Source organism: Flavobacterium urocaniciphilum, from assembly GCF_900110615.1.
GTDB classification, from domain to species: Bacteria; Bacteroidota; Bacteroidia; order Flavobacteriales; family Flavobacteriaceae; genus Flavobacterium; species Flavobacterium urocaniciphilum.
Genome location: NZ_FOEI01000002.1, coordinates 567,732 through 591,858, shown reverse-complemented (window position 1 = coordinate 591,858; position 24,127 = coordinate 567,732). Strand labels below are relative to the sequence as shown.

The following is a 24,127-nucleotide window of genomic DNA, read 5'->3' as shown; positions in this document are numbered from 1 at the left end:
CAGCTTGTTCACCTGTAATTAATGAGTATAAATCAATTACAGCTGCACTTGTTTCACAAACAGTAGTAGAACCATCCGTACCAGCTACTGGAGGAATGTTAACTGTAATCGTAACACTTCCTGTAGCAGTATTTGTACAAACAGGAGTACCCGTTGTAGCAATACCTGATAAAGTATAAGTAGTAGATGCAGTTGGAGTTACTGTTACAGAACCATTACCCGTAGCATCTAAAGGTGTAGTTAACGTTGAAGTTCCATCTGAATAAGTAACAATTGTGTTTGGCGTTCCAACAAAAGTTAAATTCGTTGATGAACCATTACATATTGAAGTTGTTCCTGTAAAACTAGTCATTGTTGGCTGTTGTGTAACTGTAATTGTAACCGTATTATTAAGCGGCGTATTCACAACTGGAGTACCAGCAGCAACATTAGTTATTGTATAAGTTGTGTTTGATGTTAAAACACCAGGTGTTGTCCAAACAAAAGTACCTGAAGCATTTAATGTAACATTATATGTATTAGAACCTTCTGTAAAAGTTACAGTTGCATTTGCTGGACCTGAAAACGTTAATTGACCATTAGTACCTGAACAAATTGAGTTTCCAATAGCTGTAGCGTTATTAACACAATTTACATCTAACATAAAAGATGAATCAATTGTACCACAAACATTTTCTACTACAAAATAAACCATAGTATCTGTTGAAACAGAATAATTAGAAGGATTAGTTATAGGAGAAAGAAAAAACTCATCTGTATAAAAAGTAACTGTAACAGTTGAAGGATTTGCCGGCGCAACAATACTTGGAATTAAAGAAGTTAAATTAAATACCGGATTACATTCCCCTGCTGCCCCAACTTGTGTAGGTGGAGTAACAGCTGTTGGATTACTTCCAAAATTAATAATTACACTATCTTCTGAAGGGTTATTACATCCGGGTCTAGTAACAACAACTTTCCATGTACCAGCCTGATTAACTGTTACAGATTTAGTAGTTAATGCGGGCTGTAAAACTCCATTTAAATACCATTGATATGCTAATGTGTTTTGATTAGCTGGTGGATTTTGGAAATTACAATGTAATGTTTGAGTTGTCGTTCCACCACAAATAGTTACTGTATTAATTGCTGGTGGATTTGGATAAATCGATGTAGATGTAGGTCCTAAATCTACACCACAAACCACTGCACAGTTAGCTTGAGGCATTACCGCTGGATTTGTACTAAATGGGGTTAAAACAAAACTTCCTGCTTGTCCAGAAAAGTTTGTAATAAGTAAAATATAATATGAATTTGGACTACTAATATTTGGAATCGTAATTTGTTCTGTAGCAGATGCTGAATAACTACAATCTACAATATTATTAGGTATGGTTGTACTTGGGAAATCATATAACGAATTACATGCTGTTCCTGATTGAATTTGTGTTTGTGTAAAGGGTCCCCAACAAATAAAATCTATATCTGTATTATTGTAAAGAGGTGGATTATTCCCTTGGTGTAAATCGAAAATTGCTGGATTTGAACTAGCTTCTTCAAATTTAATAACATACCAGTTAGGATTAGGCGCAGAACCTAAACATCCTGGCGAACCTAAACTAGGCAAACCAATAATACTTCCTGAAGGTGCAATTTCCCCACAAATGGGCTCTAAATCAGCACAGGACGTCTGCGAAAAAACAAAATTAATACTTAAAAAAGTAAAAAATAGTAGTAGTAATTTTTTCATTTTTTTTATGAAAATAAGTTAATGTTTATGTGTGTTTGTTGTTGATTGTATTAGCAAAAATAAAAAAAAAATCAACTTTAAGTTAAGAAAACGACAAATTAACAATTCTTATTGCTTTTTATCGGATTAAAATGTATTTTATCGGTTTTAATTATTTGTTGAACGATTTTTTTGTAAAAATAATTGCCTCATTTTGTTTGTTAAATTATAAATCGAATTAATTTAGAAATGTATATATTTGCAGTAATTTGCAAATCACACTTTATAATGATTCATAACGAGGAAAATACAGACGAAATAGGTAACAATCATATTGCAACGAGCGCGAATACTCCATTAAGAAATGACGCTTTTGATATTACTGATGACGAAAAAATTAACTTAATCAAAAAAGATGTAGAACATATTTTAACTACTCTTGGTATGGACTTAACGGACGACAGTTTAAAAGGCACACCAAATAGAGTAGCAAAAATGTTTGTAAAAGAAATTTTTGGTGGTTTACATCCAAACAAAAAACCAAGTGCTTCTACATTTGAAAACAAATATAAATATGGTGAAATGTTAGTTGAAAAAAACATTGTAGTTTATTCGACTTGTGAACACCATTTATTACCAATTTACGGAAGAGCACACATTGCATATATTTCAAACGGAACAGTTGTTGGTTTATCTAAAATGAACAGAATTGTTGAATATTATGCAAAAAGACCTCAAGTACAAGAGCGTTTAACAATTCAAATTGTAAAAGAATTACAAAGTGTTTTAAATACTGAAGATGTTGCTTGTATTATTGATGCCAAACATATGTGTGTAAATTCAAGAGGAATTAAAGACATTGATAGTAGTACTGTAACTGCTGAATATGGTGGAAAATTTCAAGATGAAAATGTAAAAAGAGAATTTTTAGAATTCATCAAATTAGACACAAGATTTTAATTTTTAATACCGATTGCTCAGTCTAATCACTTAGCCCTAGCCCTGATTGCAGTGAAAATCCTTTTTATTTATTGTTCACAAAAACAAAAAATAAAAAGATTGTAACGGAAAGCAGGAAATAGCTTCAAAAAAGTAAAAAAATAATAAATTAAGTAAAATGCAACTTTATAAATCTAATAAACTACAAGTTTACAATTCGTTATCTGGAAAGAAAGAAGATTTCAATCCTATTCATGAAGGACAAATTGGAATGTATGTTTGTGGACCAACGGTTTATAGCAATGTACATTTAGGTAATGTGAGAACTTTTATGAGTTTTGACATGATTTATCGTTATTTTTTACATTTAGGTTATAAAGTTCGATATGTTCGAAACATTACTGATGCCGGACATTTAACAGACGATGGTGATGTAGACAACGACAGATTCGTAAAACAATCGCGTTTAGAAAAATTAGAACCTATGGAAATTGTACAGAAATATACTGTTGATTTTCATAATGTGTTAGAAACGTTTAACTTCTTACCTCCTACTATTGAACCAACTGCAACGGGTCATATTATTGAACAAATTGAATTGACTCAAAAGTTAATTGATTCTGGATTTGCTTATGAAAGCAAAGGTTCGGTTTATTTTGACGTATTGGAATACAATAAAAGAGGTTTAAATTATGGCGAATTAAGCAATAGAAATATTGAAGAATTATTTGCTAATACAAGAGATTTAGACGGTCAAGACGAAAAGAAAAACCCTCAAGATTTTGCTCTTTGGAAAAATGCATCGCCAGCTCATATTATGCGTTGGAATTCGCCTTGGGGAGCTGGTTTCCCAGGTTGGCATTTAGAATGTACCGCTATGAGTACGAAATACTTAGGCGAAACTTTTGATATTCACGGTGGTGGATTAGATTTAAAATTTCCACATCACGAATGTGAAGTAGCTCAAGGTACTGCTTGCAACGGTGTAAATCCGGTTAATTATTGGATGCACACCAACATGCTTACTATGAACGGATTACGCATGAGTAAAAGTACAGGAAATTATATTTTACCAATGGAATTAATCAATGGTGGAAATGATTTCTTTGAAAAGTCTTTTGATCCGAGTGTGGTGCGTTTTTGCTTTATGCAGGCACATTATCGTGGTGTTTTAGATATTTCTAATGAAGCAATGGTTGCTAGCGAAAAAGGCTACAACCGTTTGATGGAAGCAATTGATACGTTATCAAAAATTGAAACAAGCTCAACTTCTTCAGTTGATATTGCAACATGGAAACATGCTTGTTACGATGCGATGAACGACGATTTTAATACTACTATTTTAATTGCTCAATTATTTGAAGCCGTTAGAATTATTAATGTATTAAACGATAAAAAAGAAACTATCACTGCAGAAGATTTAGCGGAATTAAAAGCGACTTTAGAAGTTTTTGTTTTCGATGTTTTAGGTTTAACAAGCAAAAAAGCTGAAGGGAACAATAACAAATTAAGCAGTGTTATTGAAATGCTTATCGAAATGAGAAAGGAAGCTAGAGCCAATAAAAACTGGGCTTTATCTGATGAAATCCGCGATAAATTAGCAGTACTTGACATCCAATTAAAAGACGGAAAAGAAGGTACTACATTTACATTATAATGTTAAATTTTACCAAAAGATAATTCGATTAAATGAAGAAAGTTTTAATTTTCCCATTCATTATTATTATTCGATTTTATCAAATCGTGATTTCTCCTTTAACTCCAGCAACATGTAGATTTGAACCTACTTGTTCTAGTTACAGTAAAGAAGCATTGGAAAAACACGGACTTATAAAAGGAAGTTGGTTGGCGATAAAAAGAATTTCAAGTTGTCATCCTTGGGGAAGAAGTGGTTACGATCCGGTTCCTTAAAAAAAGAGCCAAGGTAAAAGGCATAAAAAATAAGAAAACAACAAACAATAAACATTAAAGTATGATTTGGAATCCAACGGAAGGTATCGATTTAGGTTTTTTCATGATTCGTTTTTACAGTTTAACTTGGGTTGCTGCCTTTGCTTTAGGTTGGTACATCACAAAATTCATCTTTGAAAGAGAAAAATTATCTTTAGAAAAACTAGATAATATTTTTGTGTACACTATAGTAGCAACGATGTTAGGGGCGCGATTAGGACATGTAATATTCTATCAACCTGAATTAATTTCAGATGATCCATTAAGTATATTATTACCTATTAGTACAAAACCAGAATTACATTTCACAGGATTTAGTGGATTAGCCAGTCACGGTGCTGCCATTGTAATCATTATCGCAATGGTAATCATTACTAGAAAGAAAATTATCGACAAATCGTTATTATGGATTTTAGATAGAATTGTAATTCCAGTTGCTTCTGGAGCGGTTTTTATTCGTTTAGGAAACTTTATGAATTCTGAAATTTTCGGTAAAGAAACTACTAAAGACAGCTTTTTAGCTATGAAATTTGTAAAAGGTGAAGATAGTTTACCTCCTAAATTAGCTGCTGAATTAACTAATATTCCGGATGGAAACCAAGCTTACAATGCAATAGCAAACGATATTCAATTTAAAGATATTTTAGACAAAATTCCGTATAGATATCCGGCTCAATTATACGAAGCATTATTATACATTCCAGTTTTCTTTATATTGTTTTACATGTATTGGAGAACAGATGCTAGAAACAAACCAGGCTTATTATTCGGAACGTTTTTAGTCTTACTTTGGTCGGTTCGTTTCTTTGTTGAGTTTGTAAAAGATAGTCAAGGTGGTTTTGAAAAAATGCCAATATTTAATGCCTTATCAACAGGACAATGGTTAAGCATTCCTTTTATCATTTTAGGATTCTATTTCATTTATGTATCTCAAAAGAAAACATCATCAAACAATAGTTAAAAAATACAAAACACGCCTAGAGCGTGTTTTTTTTTATTCGTAAATTTGAGAAACTAAAAATCTAAATCATGAAAAAAATACTTTTATTGATTACCTTTTTATTAATTTCTGCTACTTCTTTTTCTCAAAGTTGTTGTCAATTGGCTTTTGCTTCAAACGATGGAAACATGGCAGAATTTACCAAAGACAAAAGTTTTGTCAACTCTCATGAATTGCCATTAGATTATAAACACACTTCTTTAGTTGGTGGCGAAATGATCAGTTTTAAAACCGCAGACACTATTAATGCTAATGGGTATTTCATCAAAGCCAAAACCAAATCTAATAAATGGCTTTTTGTATATCAAGAATGGTGGGGTTTAAACGATTACATCAAAAAACAATCGGATATTTTGTATAATGAAATGGGTGGAAATGTAAATGTTTTAGCCGTAGACATGTACGATGGTAAAGTGGCTACTACTCGCGAAGACGCTTCTAAATATATGCAAGGTGCTAATGAAAAACGTTTAGAAAACATTGTAAACGGAGCCATTTCATTTGCGGGTAAAAAAGCTAAAATTGCAAGTATCGGATGGTGTTTTGGTGGCGGATGGTCATTAAAATCAGCTATTTTAACAAAAAAACAAGCTATCGGTTCAGTAATGTATTACGGAATGCCAATCAAAGATTTAGAAAAATTAAAAACCTTAAATTGTGATGTGCTAGGTTTATTTGCTACGGAAGAATGGATTTCTAAAAAAGTCATAGAAGAATTTGCTGAAAACATGAAAAAAGCCAATAAAGTATTAAATTATAAAATATTTGAAGCTGCTCATGCTTTTGCTAATCCAAGTAATGCCAAATTTGACGAAAAAGCAGCAACAGAAGCCAATGCAATGGCCGTAAAATATTTAAAAGAAAAATTCAAACTAAACTAAAAAAAAGAAAAACTGACTTAAAGCTAAGTCAGTTTTTCTTTTTCATTTGCTAAATTCGCTAAAACAGCTATCAACAATCCAATAACAATTGGAATTGCACTAATAACAATATTGTTTATTGTATCTACTCCAAGTAAAAGCAACATAATTATACCACGTAAAACAGAAGTATAACCCACAATTGCTGCCATAAAAAAGCCTTCTGGTTTTCTATTGATGATCCAAATAATTGACAATATTTGAAAGACTGCAAGCATTAGAACATACCCACCTGTTACAATGAACAATTTATTTAAATCGGAATTTTGACTTGTAAAACCAAAAAACTCACTTAAACTCGATTGTCCAAACCAACTTTGAATCCCTAATCTTAAAGGAATTAGAGTTATTAAACCAAGAACTCCAATTAAAATTCTGGTTACTGGTTTCATTTTTTTTTGTTTTTTATCCTTTGAATTTCCAGTCGAATTCGTCGTTATTATTGAAGATAGCTCCAACTTCTACTTCCACTACTTCATCATAATCTACATGTAGAAATAACCAATTATCTTCATTAAAATAAATATCAACACCTTCTTCTGAATCTTTTTCGAAATTAGTGATTTTATTCATTGCTAAATCACCGTTAACCAAATCCCAAGCTTTATTAATTATTGTTGAACCAAATAATTTCACTTCAGGATTTGTAGTTGTAATGTAACCTAATTTCATGTCTTCTTCCACATAAAATGTTAGTTTCATTCGCTCTTTATTGTAGACATAAATTGTATTATCCTCATCGTCTTTGAAAGTCTTATTTGGCGCACCGTATAAAGCTTCTACGTACTTTGGAGTCATTCCAAATTCTAATCTATCAATTCCCGTTTTTAGTTTAATTTCCATTATTAAAGTTTTATATAACAAAGTTAGGCATTTTTAACATCGTGTTCATGGAAAACCCTACAAATTTCAAACATAAAAAACCACGAAAATCAATTGAAATTCGTGGTTTTGAATAGTTATATTAACTTATTATACTTTAAAACGTTTTCTATCGTTTTCAGTTAAATAAATTTTTCTCAAACGAATAGATTTTGGTGTAACCTCAACATATTCATCTTTTTGAATGTATTCTAAAGCTTCTTCTAATGAGAAAATAATTGGAGGAATAATTCTTGCTTTATCATCATTTCCAGAAGAACGAACGTTTGTTAATTTTTTCTCTTTTGTTACGTTCACACACATATCATCAGCACGAGAGTTTTCACCAATTACCTGACCTTCATAAATTTCAGCATTTGGCTCTACAAAGAATCTACCTCTATCTTGTAATTTATCTAATGAATAAGGAATAGCTTTACCTTTTTCCATAGAAATTAACGAACCTTTGTTACGACCAGCAATTTCTCCTTTGTATGGTTCGTATCCAATAAAACGGTGTGCCATAATAGCCTCACCAGCCGTAGCTGTTAATAATTGGTTACGTAATCCAATGATTCCACGAGATGGAATATTGAAAACAATTACCATACGATCACCTTTAGTTTCCATAGAAAGCATTTCACCTTTACGTAAAGTAACAAATTCTACAGCTCTTCCAGAAAGTGATTCAGGTAAATCGATTGTTAATTCCTCAACTGGCTCACATTTAACACCATCAATTTCTTTGATGATTACTTGTGGCTGACCAATTTGTACTTCATAACCTTCTCTTCTCATTGTTTCAATAAGAACAGATAAGTGAAGTACTCCACGACCAAATACCATAAATTTATCAGCAGAATCCGTTTCAGCCATTCTCATAGCTAAATTTTTCTCTAATTCTTTTTCTAAACGCTCTCTAATATGACGAGAAGTTACAAATTTACCTTCTTTACCAAAGAATGGTGAGTCGTTAATTGTAAACAACATACTCATTGTTGGCTCATCAATTGCAATTGTTTGTAATGCTTCTGGGTTTTCAAAATCAGCAATTGTATCTCCAATTTCAAATCCTTCTACACCAATAATTGCACAAATATCTCCAGCAACTACTTCTTCTACTTTTTTACGACCTAAACCTTCAAAAGTATGTAATTCTTTAATTCTAGATTTTGTGATAGTACCGTCTCTTTTTACTAAAGAAATTGGCATATTTTCTTTTAAAACTCCTCTTTCTAATCTACCAATTGCAATACGACCAGTAAATGCAGAGAAATCTAAAGAAGTAATTAACATTTGTGGTGTACCTTCAGAAACTTTTGGAGCAGGAACATGTTCTAAAACCATATCTAATAATGGCTCAATACTATCTGTTTGGTTTTTCCAATCTTCAGACATCCAGTTGTTTTTAGCAGAACCGTATACAGCTGGGAAATCTAACTGCGCTTCCGTTGCACCTAATTCGAACATTAAGTCGAATACTTTTTCATGAACTTCTTCTGGTGTACAGTTTTCTTTATCAACTTTATTGATAACTACACAAGGTTTTAAACCTAAATCGATCGCTTTTTGTAATACGAAACGAGTTTGAGGCATTGGTCCTTCAAAAGCATCAACTAAAAGACAAACACCATCTGCCATATTTAAAACACGCTCTACTTCTCCACCGAAATCGGCGTGACCTGGAGTGTCAATAATATTAATTTTAGTTCCTTTGTAAGTAACTGATACGTTTTTAGAAGTAATTGTAATACCTCTTTCACGCTCTAAATCGTTATTATCTAAGATTAAGTCTCCAGTATTCTCGTTTTCACGGAATAATTGACAGTGGTACATAATTTTATCAACCAAAGTTGTTTTACCGTGGTCAACGTGAGCAATAATTGCAATGTTTCTAATAGATGACATATGTTCTTTTTTTGAAAGTGCAAAGGTACATTTATTATCTTGATAATCAAACAACTATTACTATATTTTTATTTAGCCAATTTTGGAGCTAAATTATTCATTTTCAAATCACTAACTTTCGTGTGTTCCGCTGTATCTCCGATTCGTAAAAACTTCGTTCATCACTTGTTTTTTCTCTCGCAGGATGCCGCTCCACCCACGGCTAAAGAAGAAATATAAAATTATACCTGACAGGTTTCAAAAAACCTGTCAGGTATAAATAAAAAAAAGCCCTGAATTTCTTCAGGGCTTTTCTAATATTGTTGGCTTTAATTATAAAGCGTTAACGTGCTTCGTTAATTTTGATTTTAAGTTAGAAGCTTTGTTAGAATGAATGATATTCTTTTTAGCTAACTTATCGATCATAGCGATAACTACTGGTAATTTAGCAGCAGCTTCTGCTTTTACATTTGCTAAACGTAAAGCTTTGATTGCGTTACGTGTAGTTTTGTGTTGGTATTTATTTAATACTCTTTTTTTCTCGTTGCTTCTAATTCTCTTTAAAGCTGACTTATGATTTGCCATTTTCTTTTAATTTAATTGTAATAATAATAAAACTATTAGTTAAAAAAGAAAAACCTCCCACAATTAAATTCTAATCACTTTGGTTTTAACTAATAAAACAAAAACAAGAGACACTTCGTTTTTGTTTTACAAAACTAATTTACAACTAATTTTGTAGCCCGTAGGGGAATCGAACCCCTCTTACCAGGATGAAAACCTGGCGTCCTAACCGATAGACGAACGGGCCAAGCATGAATTTATAGTTTTCAGCAAACTTTGTAGCCCGTAGGGGAATCGAACCCCTCTTACCAGGATGAAAACCTGGCGTCCTAACCGATAGACGAACGGGCCATTACATTTTTTCTGTAATGCGAGTGCAAAAATACAACTATTTTTTATTTCTGCAAGACCTTCATTAAAAATTTTTATATTTTTTTTAATCTACTTTACAACTCCTTGATTTACAAAGTCATTTTCAATTAAAAAAAATGAAGCCAAAAATGCAATTAATCAAATTTGGCTTCAGTATTTCATTAATATGCTTTCGCAAAAAGTACTCTTTTAGTAGACGCTTTTCCAGTAAATACACATTTACCTTCTTCCTCTACGCTATCTAAAGGAATACATCTAATAGTAGCTTTTGTTAGCTCTTTAATTTTTTCTTCTGTTTCTGGTGTACCATCCCAATGAGCAGAAATAAATCCAGTTTTATTTTCTAAAACATCTTTAAACTCTTCAAACGTTTCTACTTTAGTAATATGAGCGTTTCTGTAATCTAATGCTCTTTGGAATAAGTCGTTCTGAATTTGCTCTAATAAATCTTGGATATAAGAAACAATTCCTTCAGCAGGTTTCACTTCTTTCGATAAGGTATCTCTACGTGCAACTTCAAAAGTACCATTTTCTAAATCTTTTGGTCCAATAGCAATTCTAACTGGAACACCTTTTAATTCCCATTCCGCAAATTTGAATCCTGGTTTTTGAGTTGTTCTATTATCAAACTTAACCGAAATGTTTAATTTCTTGAATTGCGCCACTAAATCATTCGCAACAGCTGAAATTCTTTCTAATTCTTCATCCGTTTTGAAGATTGGAACAATTACCACTTGAATAGGAGCTAAATTTGGAGGTAAAACTAAACCATTGTCATCAGAATGTGTCATTACTAAGGCACCCATTAAACGAGTTGACACTCCCCAAGAAGTTCCCCAAACATGTTCTTGTTTTCCTTCCGCATTAGCAAACTTAACGTCAAACGCTTTAGCGAAATTCTGACCTAAAAAGTGAGATGTTCCTGCCTGTAACGCTTTTCCATCTTGCATTAATGCTTCAATACAAAAAGTTTCATCGGCACCTGCAAATCGTTCTGTTTCTGTTTTTACACCTTTTACAACTGGAATCGCCATAAAGTTTTCTGCAAAATCAGCATACACATTCATCATTTGAACCGTTTCATCCAAAGCTTCTTGTTTGGTAGCATGAGCTGTATGCCCTTCTTGCCATAAAAACTCAGCTGTTCTTAAAAACAAACGCGTTCTCATTTCCCAACGCACAACATTAGCCCATTGGTTAATTAACAAAGGTAAATCTCTATACGACTGCACCCAACCTTTATAAGTACTCCAAATAATTGCCTCTGAAGTTGGACGAACAATTAACTCCTCCTCTAATTTAGCATTTGGATCTACAATTAATTTCCCAGGTTTAGTTTCGTCTGTTTTTAAACGATAATGTGTAACAATAGCACATTCTTTTGCAAATCCTTCTGCATTTTTCTCTTCTGCTTCAAACATGCTTTTCGGAACGAATAGAGGAAAATACGCATTAGTATGTCCAGTTTCTTTAAACATTTTGTCTAATTCTGCTTGCATTTTTTCCCAAATTGCATAGCCGTATGGCTTTATAACCATACATCCTCTTACTCCTGAATTTTCGGCTAAATCAGCTTTTACAACTAATTCATTATACCAAGCAGAGTAATCTTCCGTTCTAAGTGTTAATTTTTTGCTCATTTTTATAATATTGGCACAAAATTTGTTTTATTTGTATTAATTTAGTGGTACAAAACTAACTAATTTTACAAAGACCAACAATAAAAATAACTATATATGAAAACAAATTATATATTTCAGTCAAAAACATTTAGATTACTAGGTCTACTTGTTAGCGGAATTGCTGTTACTTCTTGTGGTTCGTACCAAAACTCTTCTTATTATGATGACGATGGAGCTTATGGTTCGAAAACAGTTGTTTACGAACAACCCAATCAAAACGAAACGGTTGTCGTTCAAAACGGAAAAAATTACGAACAACAATTTGGCGAAATGAAAGAAGATTTTGGTCCAACTGAAATTTTCACAGATGTTGACTCATACAAATCAACTACAGATACTGTTTATGTGATGGAATCTAATTCAAGATATGCGGGTTGGGGTGAAAACCAAACCGGAAACATCACTGTTAACGTTTATGATAATTGGGGTTGGAACAGACCTTATTACGGAGGATGGTATAATGGCTGGTACGGCAACAATTGGGGCTGGGGCTGGAATAGTTGGTACGGAGGATATTATGGAAATAGCTGGGGATGGGGCTGGAACTCACCTTATTATGGCTGGGGCTATAATAGCTGGTACGGTGGTTATTACGGACCATACTGGGGTAATGGATGGTACGGTGGTTACTATGGAAACGGATGGTATGGAAACGGATGGTATGGTAGAAATGTAGCATACAATAATGGTCCAAGAGGTGGTAATATCTATAACAACGGAAATTATGGCAGACATTCTTCTCAATCATATAATGGAGGAAGAAGAGGAAGAGAAAATGTTGTTGGAACTCCAAGATCAATGACTTCTGAGCCAAGATCAATCTCTACTCCTAGAGGAAATAGCACTGGAAACCCAAGAACTGTTAGCACTCCAAGAAGTCAAACTTCTGAGCCTAGATCAGTTTCAACACCTAGAAGTCAAACATCAGAACCAAGATCAATTTCTACACCAAGAAGTCAAACCTCTCAACCTAGATCAATTTCTACACCAAGAAGTTCAGATTTTGGCGGCGGAAGAAGTGGCGGCGGAAGCTTTGGCGGCGGTGGCGGCGGAGGTAGAAGCTCAGGTGGCGGCGGAGGTCGTGGCGGAAGATAATATATTTACAAATACTACCTGTTTGTGTTTTTAAACATGAACAGGTATATTTTTGAACCACAATAACATTATTTTATATTTTATGAAAAAGATATTACTTAGTTTATTAATTGGTAGTTCAGTAGCTACATTTGCACAAGAAACTACAATTTCTGACGCTTTAAGATATGGTGTAGAAAACTTAAACGGAACAGCTCGCTTTAGAGCTATGGGAGGAGCATTTGGTGCAATTGGTGCCGATTTATCAGCTATGAATTTAAACCCTGCCGGAACTTCTTTATTCAATCATAATCAAGCTACGCTTTCAGTTTCTAGCTTTAACAAAAGCAATAATGCCAGTTATTTTGGCACTTCATTTAAAACAAACGACAATTCTTTAGATATTAATCAATTAGGAGCAGTTTTCGTTTTTAAAGACGATAATGCAAAAAGTGGATGGAGAAAATTAGCAATTGGTTTAAATTATGAAAACGCCAGTCATTTAGATGATTATATTTTAAGTGAAGGTGTTAACCCATACAATTCAATGGATAATTATTTTCTTCAATATGCAAACTCAAGATCAGGAAGTGTTGCAGGTTTAGATTATGGAAATGTTGATTTTGTTGACCAACAAGCTTTATTAGGATACAATTCGTATATGCTTGAATACGATACTCCAGGAGATTTTTATTATACTAATGTACCTACTGGTGGAAATTATTATCATAAAAACACCATTCAAGCAAAAGGATTTAATGGAAAATTTACAGCTAACTTTTCTGGAGCTTATGAAGATAAATTATACTTAGGTATGAATTTAAACTTCTTATTTACTGATTATGTTAGAACAACTTCATTATTTGAAAGTAACAATAATCCATTATATTCAAGTGGCACAACAATTTTAGCTGCTCGTTTTGATAACGAATTATATACCTATGGAAATGGATTTTCTATGAATTTTGGGGCTATTTTAAAAGCTAGTCAAAATGTACGATTAGGATTAGCATATGAAACACCAACATGGTATAGATTAAACGATGAATTAACACAAGGTATAGCAACTGCAAGTACAGACGGTACAAATAATTTTAGTGATAGTTATTATCCAAACATTACAAACATCTATCCTACTTATAAATTACAAACTCCAAGTAAATTAACGGGAAGTGCTACGGTAATTTTTGGACAAAAAGGATTGTTAAGTGTGGATTATATTGCTAAAAACTACTCAAACACTCAATTTAAACCAAAAAATGACAGTTATTATACTGGCTTAAACAATCATATGAAAAGTGCCTTACAAAACAATTACGAATTACGTGTTGGAGGTGAATATAAAATTAAAAAATGGAGTTTAAGAGGTGGTTACCGTTTTGAACAAAGTCCGTACAAAGTTGATTTAGCTTTAGGTGATTTAACAAGTTATTCTACAGGTTTAGGGTATAATTTTGGAAATTCTAAGTTAGATGTTTCTTATACTAACGAACACAGAAACAGAACAGAAGCTTTATTAACTTCTGGATTAATCGATCCTGCAAGAATTAAAAATTACAACAACAACGTAACTTTAACGTATGTGATTAATTTTTAATTAAACATAAATATTTCATAAATGTCGCTTTACTTCTAGTTAAGCGACATTTTTTTATTAATTTTGCACTCATTTTAAATTAAACCTCAAAATCATGAGAACCAAGTCTTTAAAGAAAAATAAAATAAACGTCATTACTTTAGGTTGTTCTAAAAACGTATATGATAGTGAAGTTTTAATGGGACAACTTCGTGCCAACGGAAAAGAAGTTACACACGAAGCAGTTAAAGACGAAGGTAATATCATCGTAATTAACACATGTGGTTTTATTGATAATGCGAAAGAAGAATCGGTAAATACGATTTTAGAATATGCCGATAAAAAAGAACAAGGTTTAGTAGACAAAGTATTCGTAACAGGATGTTTATCGGAACGTTACAGACCTGATTTAGAAAAAGAAATCCCGAATATCGATCAGTTTTTCGGAACAACTGAATTACCTTTATTATTAAAAGCATTAGGTGCCGATTACAAACACGAATTAATTGGAGAACGTTTAACAACTACTCCAAAAAACTATGCCTATTTAAAAATTGCTGAAGGTTGCGACAGACCTTGTAGTTTTTGCGCCATTCCTTTAATGCGAGGTGGACACAAATCGACTCCAATTGAGCATTTAGTAATTGAAGCTGAAAAATTGGCTAAAAACGGCGTAAAAGAGTTAATCTTAATCGCGCAAGATTTAACGTATTACGGATTAGATTTATACAAAAAGAGAAACTTAGCAGAGCTTTTAGAAAACTTAGTAAAAGTTGAAGGTATTGAATGGATTCGTTTACACTACGCCTTCCCTACTGGTTTCCCTATGGACGTTTTAGAATTAATGAAACGCGAACCAAAAATTTGTAATTATTTAGATATTCCCTTACAACATATTTCTGACAGCATTTTAAAATCGATGCGTCGTGGAACTACTCAAGAAAAAACAACTAAATTAATCAACGAATTTAGAGCAATAGTTCCTGAAATGAACATCAGAACTTCTTTAATCGTGGGTTATCCAGGTGAAACAGAAGAAGATTTCCAAATCTTGAAAAACTGGGTGGAAGAAATGCGTTTCGAGCGCTTAGGATGTTTCACTTATTCTCACGAAGAAAACACACATGCTTTCAATTTAGTGGATGATGTACCTGAAGAAGTAAAACAAGATCGTGCCGCTCAAATTATGGACATTCAAGCTCAAATATCTTGGGAATTGAATCAAGAAAAAATCGGACAAACTTTTAAATGTGTGATCGACAGAAAAGAAGGACAACACTTTATTGGAAGAACAGAATTTGATAGTCCAGACGTAGATAATGAAGTATTAATTGACGCTACAAAATTCTATTTAAAAACAGGTGATTTTGTTGATTTAAAAATCATTGACGCTACAGAATTCGACTTGTACGCTGAACCAATTGCTTAATTTTCGAATTGAGATTTTGGATTTACGTACCGATTTAAATATTTAAAACCATTCTGACCATGAAAAACTTAATTTTTGCTTTAGTATTCTTGTTTTCAAATGTAATATTAGCACAAGAGAAAAGTAATTTAATTTATAAAGAAGGAATATATTCTATTGAAGTTAAATTAGAAAAAGATTATTTAGAACTTGGTAAAGAAAATCAATTTAAAATCATCACTAAAAACATTGAACAAGTTAATTTAAGTGCTGCTGGTCATAATTTAAGAATTAAAAAAGGAGCTGAAAAAAATAGTTCCATTTGGACAGTAAATCCTATTAGTGAAAAACTTAATAATGGTAAATATTTACTTTCAATTGCATTTAGAGGCAAAAAAGGTAAATTATACAAACATGAATTTTTAATTGAAGTAAAATAAACTTTTAGTATGGATTCATTATCTCAAGTTGTATTAGGCGCAATTACTTTTGCTGTCATTAAAGACAAAGAAATAGGCAAAAAATCATTAGTTTTTGGTGCTGTTTTAGGAACCATACCCGATTTAGACGTTCTATTGAATCCGTTTTTTGACAGCATACAACAATTATCCATACATAGAGCTTTTTCCCATTCCATATTTTTCTCCATTATATTGAGTTTACTTTTCGGAAAAATACTTTCCAACAAGTATAAATCGAGTTACATTTCTTGGGTTTGGGCATGTTTTTTATCCTTATTCACGCATCCTTTATTAGATATTTGTACCACTTACGGAACAAGAATTCTTTATCCATTAACTAAAGATTTTTACTCGTTAGATAACGTGTTTGTTATTGACCCTCTATATACCATTTGGTTATTAATTGCATGCATCATGCTTTGGATCATGAAAAAATCGAATCCAAATAGACAAAAAGTAATTAAAATATCTTTACTCCTTTCAACGGGTTATTTACTGTATGGATTAGCTGTAAATTTATACGTGAAGAATATTTTCATTAAGCAATTAGAAGAAAAAAACATTTCCTACGAAAAGATAAAAATCGTACCTACTCCATTTAATACAATACTTTGGGAAGCAATTATAAAAACCAAAGAGGGATTATATTATAGCGAATACAGTTTATTAGATAAAAATTACCCAACTCATTTTCACTTTGAAAAAAATGATATCGCTTTCATTGAAGAAAAGAAAAAAATTGAAGCATTACAACCCTTTTTCAATTTTACACAAGGATACGAATTAGCACGTAAGGAAAACGGAAGAATGTGTATCTATGGTACAAAATTCGGGCCAATTAGCTTAGAAAACAATAAAGCAGAATTTTTCTTTCCATTAGTCTTCAAAGAAGATGGTACGTATTATACCGAAAATAAAGAAATAACCAATTATGGTGAAATCTTTTCTAAATTATGGAAAAGAATCAAAGGAATTTAAAGTAACTGACATTTATCATATTTATTTTGTTTTAAATATCTGAAATTTGATATAGAAATTAAAAACAACTAGTATGATAACAAGACACAATTTAACCCTTGAGTTTCCAGAATTCGAAGAAAAAGTTAATAATTTAAAAATCGAAAATTCACATTTTAAAAAACTGTTTCATGAATTTGACACTTTAGATCATGAAATTTACAGAATTGAATGTGATGCCGAACCGGCTACCGACGAAACTTTAAACGATTTAAGAATTAAAAGAGTTCATTTAAAAGATGAAATCTATCAGTTTTTAATGAATAATTAATAGAATTTTTTTTTTGATAGAATCCCTGCAAACCATTTGTAGGGATTTTTTATATATTTGAATTTTACATTTGAATATGACGCCTAAAATAGTAACAATTCCTTCCAAAAAACTTATCGGTTATTCCATAAAAATGTCTTTAGCAGATAATAAAACCCAAGAAGTTTGGAAAAAATTCATGCCAAGATTAAAAGAAATAACCAATGCAGTAAGTGCTGATTTATTTTCATTACAACAATATCCAGAAGATTATTTTACTCACTTCACTCCTTTTTCAGAATTTACAAAATGGGCTTCGGTTGAAGTAAAAGACTATGAAAATATTCCAGATGGTTTTGAAAAACTAGAATTAACTGGCGGGAAATATGCTGTGTTTTTACACAAAGGTAATTCAGAAATGTTTGTAAAAACCGCACAATACATTTATGGCGAATGGTTACCCAATTCTGGTTATCAATTAGATGCTCGACCTCATTTTGAAGTTTTAGGTGATAATTATTTAGGTCACGACAACCCAGAAAGTGAAGAAGAAGTTTGGGTACCGATTATTTAAGTTTTCAGTAAAAAAAACTTTTCACTTGGTTCTTAAAATTGTTAATTCAACTGCTCGCTAAACATTGCCAATAAACTTTGCCCGTCAACCATACTATTTGGCGAATCTTCCATCGCTTTTAACACACGTTTCATGGCGTATGGATTTAAACCCATATTGATTCCTATTTCGTTGATTTTGATCTTTTCTCTATCGTGTAAAATACCATCGCTTTGCATTAATAAAGCCAAACGATAAAACTGGCAAATTCTATGAAATTCGTCTTTTATTACTTTAATTTCTGCTTTATTAGCATATAATTCTAATAAAACTTCTTTTGCAATTCCCAATTCTTGAGCTACTATTTCAATAAAATCATACTCTCTATCATGTAATTCTCCATCTACTAAAGCAAAGGAAATCATTTCTTGCAACAAACTAATTCTTTCTTGATAAGTATCCATTTAATTTTTCATAAAAGTTTTTCAAATATAAAAAATTAAGTATTTAATTGCGTTTTTTCAAGAACAAATTAATTATTAACTATTAACCACAACAAAAGCGTATCTTTGAGCTTTCAAATTAAGTTACAGAGTTTCAAAGTTACAGAGTTACAGAGATTCAAAGTGAAAACGAATTATGAAAAATGAACCATAAACTAAAAACATCAAACCATAAATAAAATCATGAACAATAACGATATATTCAAAAAGTTACGAGTAGCCTTACAATTAAGAGACGACCAAATTGTTGAAATTTTCGAATTAGTAGATTTTCGTATTTCAAAAGGTGAAATTGGTAATTTTTTCAGAAACGAAGACCATCCAAAATATGTAGATTGTGGCGATCAAGTATTGCGTAATTTCTTAAATGCATTGGTTATTCATTTACGTGGAACAAAGGAAAATCCAAAAAATCCAATGGATGTGATTAAATCACATAAAGATAACCAGCCACAAACAGAACGTTCAGAAAAAAACATTTACGAGCCGAAAAAACCTTACACAAAAACAGGAAATAAATCAGCTTTCAAACCTAAAACGGGTGACAAGAAAACGTTTAAACCAAAAACTGAATCTTCATCAACCGATAAAAAAAATACCGGAAAACCGAAATTTTCAGAAAAAAAACCTGCAAAACAAAATCCGGTTGAAAAGTTTAAGTTTAGTCAAGGTAAACCTAAAAAATAATACAGAAATCCTCAATCTAATTTGGGGATTTTTTATATTTACAAGTATCTAAAAAGCACCAAGAATGAACAACTCACAACAAATTGCAGCTCGTTTTCGAGAAGTTATTTTAAACGGGACGTGGATAGCCAATACGAATTATAAAGATCAATTGGAAAATTTAGATTGGGAAATTGCAACACAACAATTCCATAATTTTAATACCATTGCCGTTTTATCGCAACACATTCACTATTATATTGCTGGGATTTTAAATGTATTTGAAGGAGGAACACTTGATATTAAAGATAAATTCAGTTTCGATTTTCCGGAAATGAAATCAAAACAAGATTGGGATAAATTCTTAAGCAAGTTTTGGAACGATTCTGAAAAGTTTGCCCGTTATGTTGAACAAATGTCCGAAGAAAAATTATATAGCGTTTTTGTAGATGAGAAATACGGAACCTATCAAAGAAACATTGACGCAATGATTGAACACGCCTATTACCATTTAGGACAAATCGTTTTAATTAAAAAAGGAATTATTGAGAATGCTTAAAAAAATTCATCATATCGCTATTATCTGTTCGGATTATGAAAAATCGAAACAATTTTATACCGAAATATTAGGGTTCGAAATTACGCAAGAAGTCTATCGCGAAGAAAGACAATCCTTCAAACTAGATTTAGCGTTGAATGGTAATTATTGTATTGAACTATTCTCTTTTCCGAATCCACCAGAACGAGTTTCACAACCAGAAGCCCGTGGATTAAGACATTTGGCTTTTGAAGTGGACAATATTGAATTGGCGATTGAAAATTTATCGAAACATAACATTGCAACAGAACCCATTCGAATAGACGAATTCACTCAAAAAAGATTTACTTTCTTTGAAGATCCCGATCAATTACCAATTGAGTTGTATGAAGTTTAAACTTATATGAACTATTTCAAGCAAAGCGTCATAAACTATATAGTGAAAAAACTAATATGACTTATATGTTTAAAAAAAACAACGAATAATCTCCTTAATTTCGGGATTAGAATATTGAAGTTTTACAAATTCTTAAAATAATCCAACAAAATAGTATTGTTCAATTTTTCTGGTGTAAAAACTTCTAAAATTGCTGGTTTAGTATTATTTGAAACAAATGATTTCCAAGCGTTTTCCAATTCCTTTTCATCTTTTGCAGTATGATAATCAATCTGATACATTTTTGCCAAATGTTCAGCCGTTAAATGATGTGAGGTTTCGAAAAAAGTATTAAACGTTTCGTTTTCTTGATGACCTGGTAAAATTCTGAAAATTCCACCGCCATTATTATTAATCAAAATAATCTTGAAAGTTGCAGGAATATAATTGTTCCACAACGCATTACTATCATACAGAAAACTAATGTCGCCTGTAATTAAAATCGTTGGTTTTTTATTAACCAAAGCAGCTCCTATCGCAGTTGAAGTACTTCCATCAATGCCACTTGTTCCACGATTACAAAAAACTTCTATAGAATCATCAATATCAACTAATTGTATGTATCGAATTGGCGAACTATTACTCACTTGTAACTGTACATTCGAAGGCAAATGCTGACTTAAAAAATCAAAAACTTTAAAATCAGAAAACGGAATGTTTGTCACATATTCGTTATGTTTTGCATTTCGATTTTCCCAAATGGAAGTAATATAATTTTTATATTGAGAAACAACATTATTTTCAACTTGTAATTGACTAAAAAAACCATTACAATCTGTTTGAAAATGCTGTGTTAACGCATTATACGTATCATATGCTCTATGTGTATCAACATGCCAATGATGTTTTGGCTTATAGTTACGTAAAAATGCTTTTATTCTTTTGGAAACCACCATTCCACCAAAAGTTAGCAAAATGTCAGGTTGGAAATTTTTAAAATCTTCTTCTGTAAAAGAAGTAATCAACGTATCAATTCTATCAATAAAAGAGGAATGATGTAAATTCGATGTTTTCTCAGTTAAAACTACAACGGCATCATTATTCGCTAATAATTCTATATATTGTTCTTCTATTGAATTAGGTGCCAACTCCCCTACTAATACTAATTTTTTAGATGCAGCATTCCATTCTGAAATGAATTTCGAATCCAATTTAAAATCAGGTTTATTGGCATTTCTTACTGATATCTCTGGAAAATATGTAGCTTCTGAAAGTGTTTCATACAAAGGCTCTTCAAAAGGCACATTAATATGCGCTGGACCTTTTTCAGAAATAGCTAAATCAATTGCTTTTACAATTAAATTATCATTTTCTTTAGAAGCTTCTTCAGTTAAATTAGAAGAAAAAACAATGTGATTGGCATATACATTTTCTTGACGAATAGTTTGTCCGTCGCCAATATCTATTTTGCTTTGTGGTCTATCTGCCGAAACTACTAATAAAGGAATCTGACTGTAAAACGCTTCCGCAACAGCTGGATAATAATTTAATAAAGCCGAACCTGAAGTACATACAACTGCCACAGGCTTTTGCAATTGTTGCGCCAATCCTAAGGCAAAAAAAGCCGCACAACGCTCATCTGCAATGCTATAACACTTAAAAAATTCATGATTTGTAAATCCAATTGTTAAAGGTGCATTTCTAGAACCTGGAGAAATAACAATATGTTGAATTTCTTTTTGTAAAAATAATTCTATAACGGCTTGTGCAAGTTGTATTTTAGGATATAATTTGGCTTTCAATTGATGTGATTTGAAATTAATTTTTCAACTACAAACTTACAAATTTACCCACATTTTTTATACTTTTATTGGATAAATAAATACTTGCCAATGAATACAATAATTCGAAAGTATCAAACTGAAGATTGTTCAGCAATATTAGAAATTATTAACGACCAAATATTAAATGGTGTTGCGCTATATGATTATAAACCAAGAAGTTTAGATCAGCAAAAATTAATTTTTGAAGAAAAATTACAAAAGGGATTTCCAGTTATTGTTGCCGAAATAAATAATGAAGTAGTTGGATTTGGATATTACAGTGAATTTCGTTTTAGAGAAGCTTATAAATTCACAGTGGAACATTCAGTTTATGCTAATAAAAACCATATTGGGAAAGGAATTGGAAACATGTTACTTACCGAATTAATTGCTTTAGCCAAAAAGCAAGGTTTACACACAATGATTGGCGTAATTGATTCTGAAAATGTAAGCAGTATCACATTTCATGAAAAATTCGGTTTTGAAAAAGCAGGTTTTTTAAAAGAAACAGGTTTTAAATTTGATCGTTGGTTGCATTCTGTATTCATGCAGAAAATGTTATAAAGAAATTCCAAAAAAATAAATCCCAAATTCCAATTTTATGGAATTTGGGATTTTTAAAAAACAGACCATTAAATACTTATTTTTCTTCTATCCAACTGATAATATCTTTATCATTTGGCAAAGTTCTTGGTGAAATTACGTTCACTAATTGTCCGTTTTCATCGATTAAATATTTTTGAAAATTCCATTCCACAACGCTATCAGCAAATCCATTTTTAGCTTTTTGAGTTAAGAATTGATAAATTTCATGCATATCATCACCTTTAACTGAAATTTTCGACATCATTGGAAAAGTCACACCATAATTCTTTTTACAAAAAGCGCCAATTTCTTCGTTAGTTCCAGGTTCTTGAGCGCCAAAATTATTAGCTGGAAAACCAATAATTACAAAATTTCTGTCGCTGTATTTATTGTAAAGTGCTTGTAATTGTTCGTATTGTGGTGTTAATCCGCATTCAGATGCTGTATTAACAATCATTATTTTTTTTCCTTTTAAAGTCGCAAAGTCAAAATCGTTACCCGATAAATCTTTTACTTTAAAATTGTATACTGAAGGTTTTTCAATTGTCGTTTTCATATTTTTTTGAGTTTGAACATCATTATTCAAAGTAACTTTTGCATTATTGTTGCAAGCAAAAAGTAAAAGCAAAACTGCTGTAAATGAATGAAATAGTTGCATAATGTTTTTCTTTCAAAAGTAGTAAAAACAATTCTAAACTACGTTAATGATATATTAAAAATGTCTTTTTTGAAATTAATAATAAATATACATCAATACGCTTTTGTCTGATTTATCTAGTATATTTTGAATTCTAAGATAAAACTTTTCGTTTACCATTGGACAACCCCAACTTAAAATTATAGGCGATTTTTGTTCTTCATACGGCATTTTTTCATGAGCATGTAACACAATATTTCTAATAAAAGCATTACTATTTGACGTGTCTAAACCATACATTTTATAAGCTTTTCCAAAAGTTCCGTTATATGAATTTCCAATAGAATATTTTCCTAAAGATGTCATTAAAGATCCATCGGTATTACTAAATTTCAATTCACCATTTTCCGTATCTGAGCCCGAACCATGTGCTACCAAACCTGAATCTGTAATTGTATTTTTCTTGGCATCATATACAAAAAAACGATTTTTATTAGAAGGTATTTTCATATCCAAAAGAAAGAAAATATCGTTGTTATACTTAGTGTTTTTCTTTAAAAATGATTTTATTTCTTCTGCTTTTGTAGATGTCCGAGAAATTTCCTTTTCTATGTTACTTGAATTCCCTTTTAAATAGAAATTACTTAAAATAGTAATTCCAATTAATGATAAAATGACTGCTAACTTTGATTTCATTGATGATTTGCTTTATAAGAAATAAACGACAATATGTCATTTTTAGTATAAAAAAAACGCAGATTCTCAGAAATATTTCAT

At 31.5% G+C, this 24,127-nt stretch carries 25 protein-coding genes, 2 tRNA genes and 1 pseudogene; 16 read left to right on the top strand and 12 right to left on the bottom strand.

What is annotated here, in order from left to right; genetic code table 11:
• Positions 1 to 1,729: pseudogene (locus tag BMY86_RS06890) on the bottom strand (hypothetical protein); the annotation flags it as partial.
• Positions 1,730 to 1,996: 267 nt separating this feature from the next.
• Between BMY86_RS06890 and folE the strand changes: the two are divergent.
• From folE to BMY86_RS06865, 5 genes are all read left to right on the top strand, one after another.
• Complete coding sequence (gene folE, locus BMY86_RS06885; protein ID WP_091466838.1) at positions 1,997 to 2,668, top strand: GTP cyclohydrolase I FolE; 672 nt, start codon at positions 1,997 to 1,999, stop codon at positions 2,666 to 2,668.
• A 157-nt stretch (positions 2,669 to 2,825) separates the two neighbouring features.
• A complete protein-coding gene (cysS, locus tag BMY86_RS06880) occupies positions 2,826 to 4,304 on the top strand; it encodes a cysteine--tRNA ligase (protein WP_091466835.1) in 1,479 nt (492 codons plus the stop codon).
• A 32-nt stretch (positions 4,305 to 4,336) separates the two neighbouring features.
• Entirely contained in the window at positions 4,337 to 4,558 is a 222-nt protein-coding gene (gene yidD / locus BMY86_RS06875) for a membrane protein insertion efficiency factor YidD (protein ID WP_091466833.1), read from the top strand.
• Positions 4,559 to 4,619: 61 nt separating this feature from the next.
• Positions 4,620 to 5,558 (top strand): prolipoprotein diacylglyceryl transferase, encoded by a 939-nt coding sequence (gene lgt, locus BMY86_RS06870; protein ID WP_091466831.1) that lies wholly within the window; start codon positions 4,620 to 4,622, stop codon positions 5,556 to 5,558.
• A 68-nt stretch (positions 5,559 to 5,626) separates the two neighbouring features.
• Positions 5,627 to 6,478, top strand: a complete 852-nt coding sequence (locus BMY86_RS06865) for a dienelactone hydrolase family protein (RefSeq protein ID WP_091466829.1) — start codon at positions 5,627 to 5,629, stop codon at positions 6,476 to 6,478.
• 23 nt (positions 6,479 to 6,501) lie between these two features.
• On the opposite strand, the gene BMY86_RS06860 is transcribed toward BMY86_RS06865, so the two are convergent.
• From BMY86_RS06860 to proS, 7 genes are all read right to left on the bottom strand, one after another.
• Complete coding sequence (locus BMY86_RS06860; RefSeq protein ID WP_091466826.1) at positions 6,502 to 6,909, bottom strand: hypothetical protein; 408 nt, start codon at positions 6,907 to 6,909, stop codon at positions 6,502 to 6,504.
• Between the two features lie 13 nt (positions 6,910 to 6,922).
• Positions 6,923 to 7,360 (bottom strand): hypothetical protein, encoded by a 438-nt coding sequence (locus tag BMY86_RS06855; protein WP_091466824.1) that lies wholly within the window; start codon positions 7,358 to 7,360, stop codon positions 6,923 to 6,925.
• A 129-nt stretch (positions 7,361 to 7,489) separates the two neighbouring features.
• Positions 7,490 to 9,286: a translational GTPase TypA gene (gene typA / locus BMY86_RS06850; RefSeq protein ID WP_091466821.1), complete on the bottom strand. Its 1,797-nt coding sequence runs from the start codon at positions 9,284 to 9,286 to the stop codon at positions 7,490 to 7,492.
• Between the two features lie 312 nt (positions 9,287 to 9,598).
• Complete coding sequence (gene rpsT, locus BMY86_RS06845; RefSeq protein ID WP_091466818.1) at positions 9,599 to 9,850, bottom strand: 30S ribosomal protein S20; 252 nt, start codon at positions 9,848 to 9,850, stop codon at positions 9,599 to 9,601.
• 154 nt (positions 9,851 to 10,004) lie between these two features.
• Positions 10,005 to 10,076, bottom strand: a tRNA-Glu gene (locus BMY86_RS06840).
• 32 nt (positions 10,077 to 10,108) lie between these two features.
• A tRNA-Glu gene (locus BMY86_RS06835) sits at positions 10,109 to 10,180 on the bottom strand.
• Positions 10,181 to 10,362: 182 nt separating this feature from the next.
• Positions 10,363 to 11,841, bottom strand: coding sequence for a proline--tRNA ligase (proS, locus tag BMY86_RS06830; RefSeq protein WP_091466816.1), 1,479 nt, complete (start codon positions 11,839 to 11,841; stop codon positions 10,363 to 10,365).
• A 96-nt stretch (positions 11,842 to 11,937) separates the two neighbouring features.
• Here proS and BMY86_RS13055 point away from each other — a divergent pair, with 96 nt between their 5' ends.
• The 7 genes from BMY86_RS13055 (at position 11,938) to BMY86_RS06795 (ending at position 18,243) form a co-directional block, all read left to right on the top strand.
• A complete protein-coding gene (locus BMY86_RS13055) occupies positions 11,938 to 12,978 on the top strand; it encodes a hypothetical protein (protein ID WP_091466813.1) in 1,041 nt (346 codons plus the stop codon).
• An 82-nt stretch (positions 12,979 to 13,060) separates the two neighbouring features.
• A complete protein-coding gene (locus tag BMY86_RS06820) occupies positions 13,061 to 14,554 on the top strand; it encodes an OmpP1/FadL family transporter (RefSeq protein WP_091466810.1) in 1,494 nt (497 codons plus the stop codon).
• A gap of 94 nt (positions 14,555 to 14,648) precedes the next feature.
• Positions 14,649 to 15,962: a 30S ribosomal protein S12 methylthiotransferase RimO gene (rimO, locus tag BMY86_RS06815; protein WP_091466807.1), complete on the top strand. Its 1,314-nt coding sequence runs from the start codon at positions 14,649 to 14,651 to the stop codon at positions 15,960 to 15,962.
• A gap of 59 nt (positions 15,963 to 16,021) precedes the next feature.
• Entirely contained in the window at positions 16,022 to 16,381 is a 360-nt protein-coding gene (locus tag BMY86_RS06810) for a hypothetical protein (protein ID WP_091466805.1), read from the top strand.
• Between the two features lie 9 nt (positions 16,382 to 16,390).
• Positions 16,391 to 17,380, top strand: coding sequence for a metal-dependent hydrolase (locus BMY86_RS06805; RefSeq protein ID WP_091466803.1), 990 nt, complete (start codon positions 16,391 to 16,393; stop codon positions 17,378 to 17,380).
• A gap of 73 nt (positions 17,381 to 17,453) precedes the next feature.
• Positions 17,454 to 17,690 carry an HP1242/YdcH family protein gene (locus BMY86_RS06800; protein WP_091466801.1) on the top strand — a complete coding sequence of 79 codons (237 nt, stop codon included), beginning with the start codon at positions 17,454 to 17,456 and terminating at the stop codon, positions 17,688 to 17,690.
• 76 nt (positions 17,691 to 17,766) lie between these two features.
• Entirely contained in the window at positions 17,767 to 18,243 is a 477-nt protein-coding gene (locus BMY86_RS06795; RefSeq protein ID WP_091466798.1) for a GyrI-like domain-containing protein, read from the top strand.
• Between the two features lie 41 nt (positions 18,244 to 18,284).
• On the opposite strand, the gene BMY86_RS06790 is transcribed toward BMY86_RS06795, so the two are convergent.
• The gene (locus BMY86_RS06790; protein ID WP_091466795.1) at positions 18,285 to 18,686 is read right to left on the bottom strand and encodes a TerB family tellurite resistance protein; all 402 of its coding nucleotides are present in this window, start codon (positions 18,684 to 18,686) and stop codon (positions 18,285 to 18,287) included.
• Positions 18,687 to 18,908: 222 nt separating this feature from the next.
• Between BMY86_RS06790 and BMY86_RS06785 the strand changes: the two genes are divergently transcribed.
• The 3 genes from BMY86_RS06785 (at position 18,909) to gloA2 (ending at position 20,326) form a co-directional block, all read left to right on the top strand.
• On the top strand, positions 18,909 to 19,412 hold the full coding sequence (locus BMY86_RS06785) for a DUF1456 family protein (RefSeq protein ID WP_091466793.1): 504 nt from the start codon (positions 18,909 to 18,911) through the stop codon (positions 19,410 to 19,412).
• A gap of 64 nt (positions 19,413 to 19,476) precedes the next feature.
• Positions 19,477 to 19,950 carry a DinB family protein gene (locus tag BMY86_RS06780; RefSeq protein ID WP_091466791.1) on the top strand — a complete coding sequence of 158 codons (474 nt, stop codon included), beginning with the start codon at positions 19,477 to 19,479 and terminating at the stop codon, positions 19,948 to 19,950.
• On the top strand, positions 19,943 to 20,326 hold the full coding sequence (gloA2, locus tag BMY86_RS06775) for an SMU1112c/YaeR family gloxylase I-like metalloprotein (RefSeq protein ID WP_177177141.1): 384 nt from the start codon (positions 19,943 to 19,945) through the stop codon (positions 20,324 to 20,326). Before BMY86_RS06780 ends, gloA2 begins: the two co-directional genes overlap by 8 nt.
• A 122-nt stretch (positions 20,327 to 20,448) precedes the next feature.
• Here the strand turns inward: gloA2 and menD are convergent, their stop codons facing one another.
• A complete protein-coding gene (gene menD / locus BMY86_RS06770) occupies positions 20,449 to 22,107 on the bottom strand; it encodes a 2-succinyl-5-enolpyruvyl-6-hydroxy-3-cyclohexene-1-carboxylic-acid synthase (RefSeq protein ID WP_091466786.1) in 1,659 nt (552 codons plus the stop codon).
• Between the two features lie 90 nt (positions 22,108 to 22,197).
• On the opposite strand from menD, the gene BMY86_RS06765 reads away from it, so the two are divergent.
• Positions 22,198 to 22,692, top strand: a complete 495-nt coding sequence (locus BMY86_RS06765) for a GNAT family N-acetyltransferase (RefSeq protein WP_091466784.1) — start codon at positions 22,198 to 22,200, stop codon at positions 22,690 to 22,692.
• Positions 22,693 to 22,768: 76 nt separating this feature from the next.
• Here the strand turns inward: BMY86_RS06765 and BMY86_RS06760 are convergent, their stop codons facing one another.
• Together BMY86_RS06760 and BMY86_RS06755 are read right to left on the bottom strand one after the other, a co-directional pair.
• The gene (locus BMY86_RS06760) at positions 22,769 to 23,371 is read right to left on the bottom strand and encodes a glutathione peroxidase (RefSeq protein ID WP_091466782.1); all 603 of its coding nucleotides are present in this window, start codon (positions 23,369 to 23,371) and stop codon (positions 22,769 to 22,771) included.
• Between the two features lie 75 nt (positions 23,372 to 23,446).
• Positions 23,447 to 24,046 (bottom strand): murein L,D-transpeptidase catalytic domain-containing protein, encoded by a 600-nt coding sequence (locus BMY86_RS06755; RefSeq protein WP_091466779.1) that lies wholly within the window; start codon positions 24,044 to 24,046, stop codon positions 23,447 to 23,449.
• Positions 24,047 to 24,127: the final 81 nt, after the last annotated feature.

Bases quoted from the DNA above. Each gene is read 5' to 3' on its own strand.
- BMY86_RS06760 (WP_091466782.1), bottom strand. From the start codon at position 23,371: ATGCAACTATTTCATTCATTTACAGCAGTTTTGCTTTTACTTTTTGCT.
- BMY86_RS06765 (WP_091466784.1), top strand. From the start codon at position 22,198: ATGAATACAATAATTCGAAAGTATCAAACTGAAGATTGTTCAGCAATA.
- rimO (WP_091466807.1), top strand. From the start codon at position 14,649: ATGAGAACCAAGTCTTTAAAGAAAAATAAAATAAACGTCATTACTTTA.
- yidD (WP_091466833.1), top strand. From the start codon at position 4,337: ATGAAGAAAGTTTTAATTTTCCCATTCATTATTATTATTCGATTTTAT.
- BMY86_RS06790 (WP_091466795.1), bottom strand. From the start codon at position 18,686: ATGGATACTTATCAAGAAAGAATTAGTTTGTTGCAAGAAATGATTTCC.
- gloA2 (WP_177177141.1), top strand. From the start codon at position 19,943: ATGCTTAAAAAAATTCATCATATCGCTATTATCTGTTCGGATTATGAA.
- BMY86_RS06755 (WP_091466779.1), bottom strand. From the start codon at position 24,046: ATGAAATCAAAGTTAGCAGTCATTTTATCATTAATTGGAATTACTATT.
- BMY86_RS06810 (WP_091466805.1), top strand. From the start codon at position 16,022: ATGAAAAACTTAATTTTTGCTTTAGTATTCTTGTTTTCAAATGTAATA.
- BMY86_RS06820 (WP_091466810.1), top strand. From the start codon at position 13,061: ATGAAAAAGATATTACTTAGTTTATTAATTGGTAGTTCAGTAGCTACA.
- BMY86_RS06795 (WP_091466798.1), top strand. From the start codon at position 17,767: ATGACGCCTAAAATAGTAACAATTCCTTCCAAAAAACTTATCGGTTAT.
- BMY86_RS06785 (WP_091466793.1), top strand. From the start codon at position 18,909: ATGAACAATAACGATATATTCAAAAAGTTACGAGTAGCCTTACAATTA.
- BMY86_RS13055 (WP_091466813.1), top strand. From the start codon at position 11,938: ATGAAAACAAATTATATATTTCAGTCAAAAACATTTAGATTACTAGGT.
- BMY86_RS06860 (WP_091466826.1), bottom strand. From the start codon at position 6,909: ATGAAACCAGTAACCAGAATTTTAATTGGAGTTCTTGGTTTAATAACT.
- BMY86_RS06855 (WP_091466824.1), bottom strand. From the start codon at position 7,360: ATGGAAATTAAACTAAAAACGGGAATTGATAGATTAGAATTTGGAATG.
- BMY86_RS06865 (WP_091466829.1), top strand. From the start codon at position 5,627: ATGAAAAAAATACTTTTATTGATTACCTTTTTATTAATTTCTGCTACT.
- cysS (WP_091466835.1), top strand. From the start codon at position 2,826: ATGCAACTTTATAAATCTAATAAACTACAAGTTTACAATTCGTTATCT.
- BMY86_RS06805 (WP_091466803.1), top strand. From the start codon at position 16,391: ATGGATTCATTATCTCAAGTTGTATTAGGCGCAATTACTTTTGCTGTC.
- BMY86_RS06780 (WP_091466791.1), top strand. From the start codon at position 19,477: ATGAACAACTCACAACAAATTGCAGCTCGTTTTCGAGAAGTTATTTTA.
- rpsT (WP_091466818.1), bottom strand. From the start codon at position 9,850: ATGGCAAATCATAAGTCAGCTTTAAAGAGAATTAGAAGCAACGAGAAA.
- proS (WP_091466816.1), bottom strand. From the start codon at position 11,841: ATGAGCAAAAAATTAACACTTAGAACGGAAGATTACTCTGCTTGGTAT.
- folE (WP_091466838.1), top strand. From the start codon at position 1,997: ATGATTCATAACGAGGAAAATACAGACGAAATAGGTAACAATCATATT.
- lgt (WP_091466831.1), top strand. From the start codon at position 4,620: ATGATTTGGAATCCAACGGAAGGTATCGATTTAGGTTTTTTCATGATT.
- BMY86_RS06800 (WP_091466801.1), top strand. From the start codon at position 17,454: ATGATAACAAGACACAATTTAACCCTTGAGTTTCCAGAATTCGAAGAA.
- typA (WP_091466821.1), bottom strand. From the start codon at position 9,286: ATGTCATCTATTAGAAACATTGCAATTATTGCTCACGTTGACCACGGT.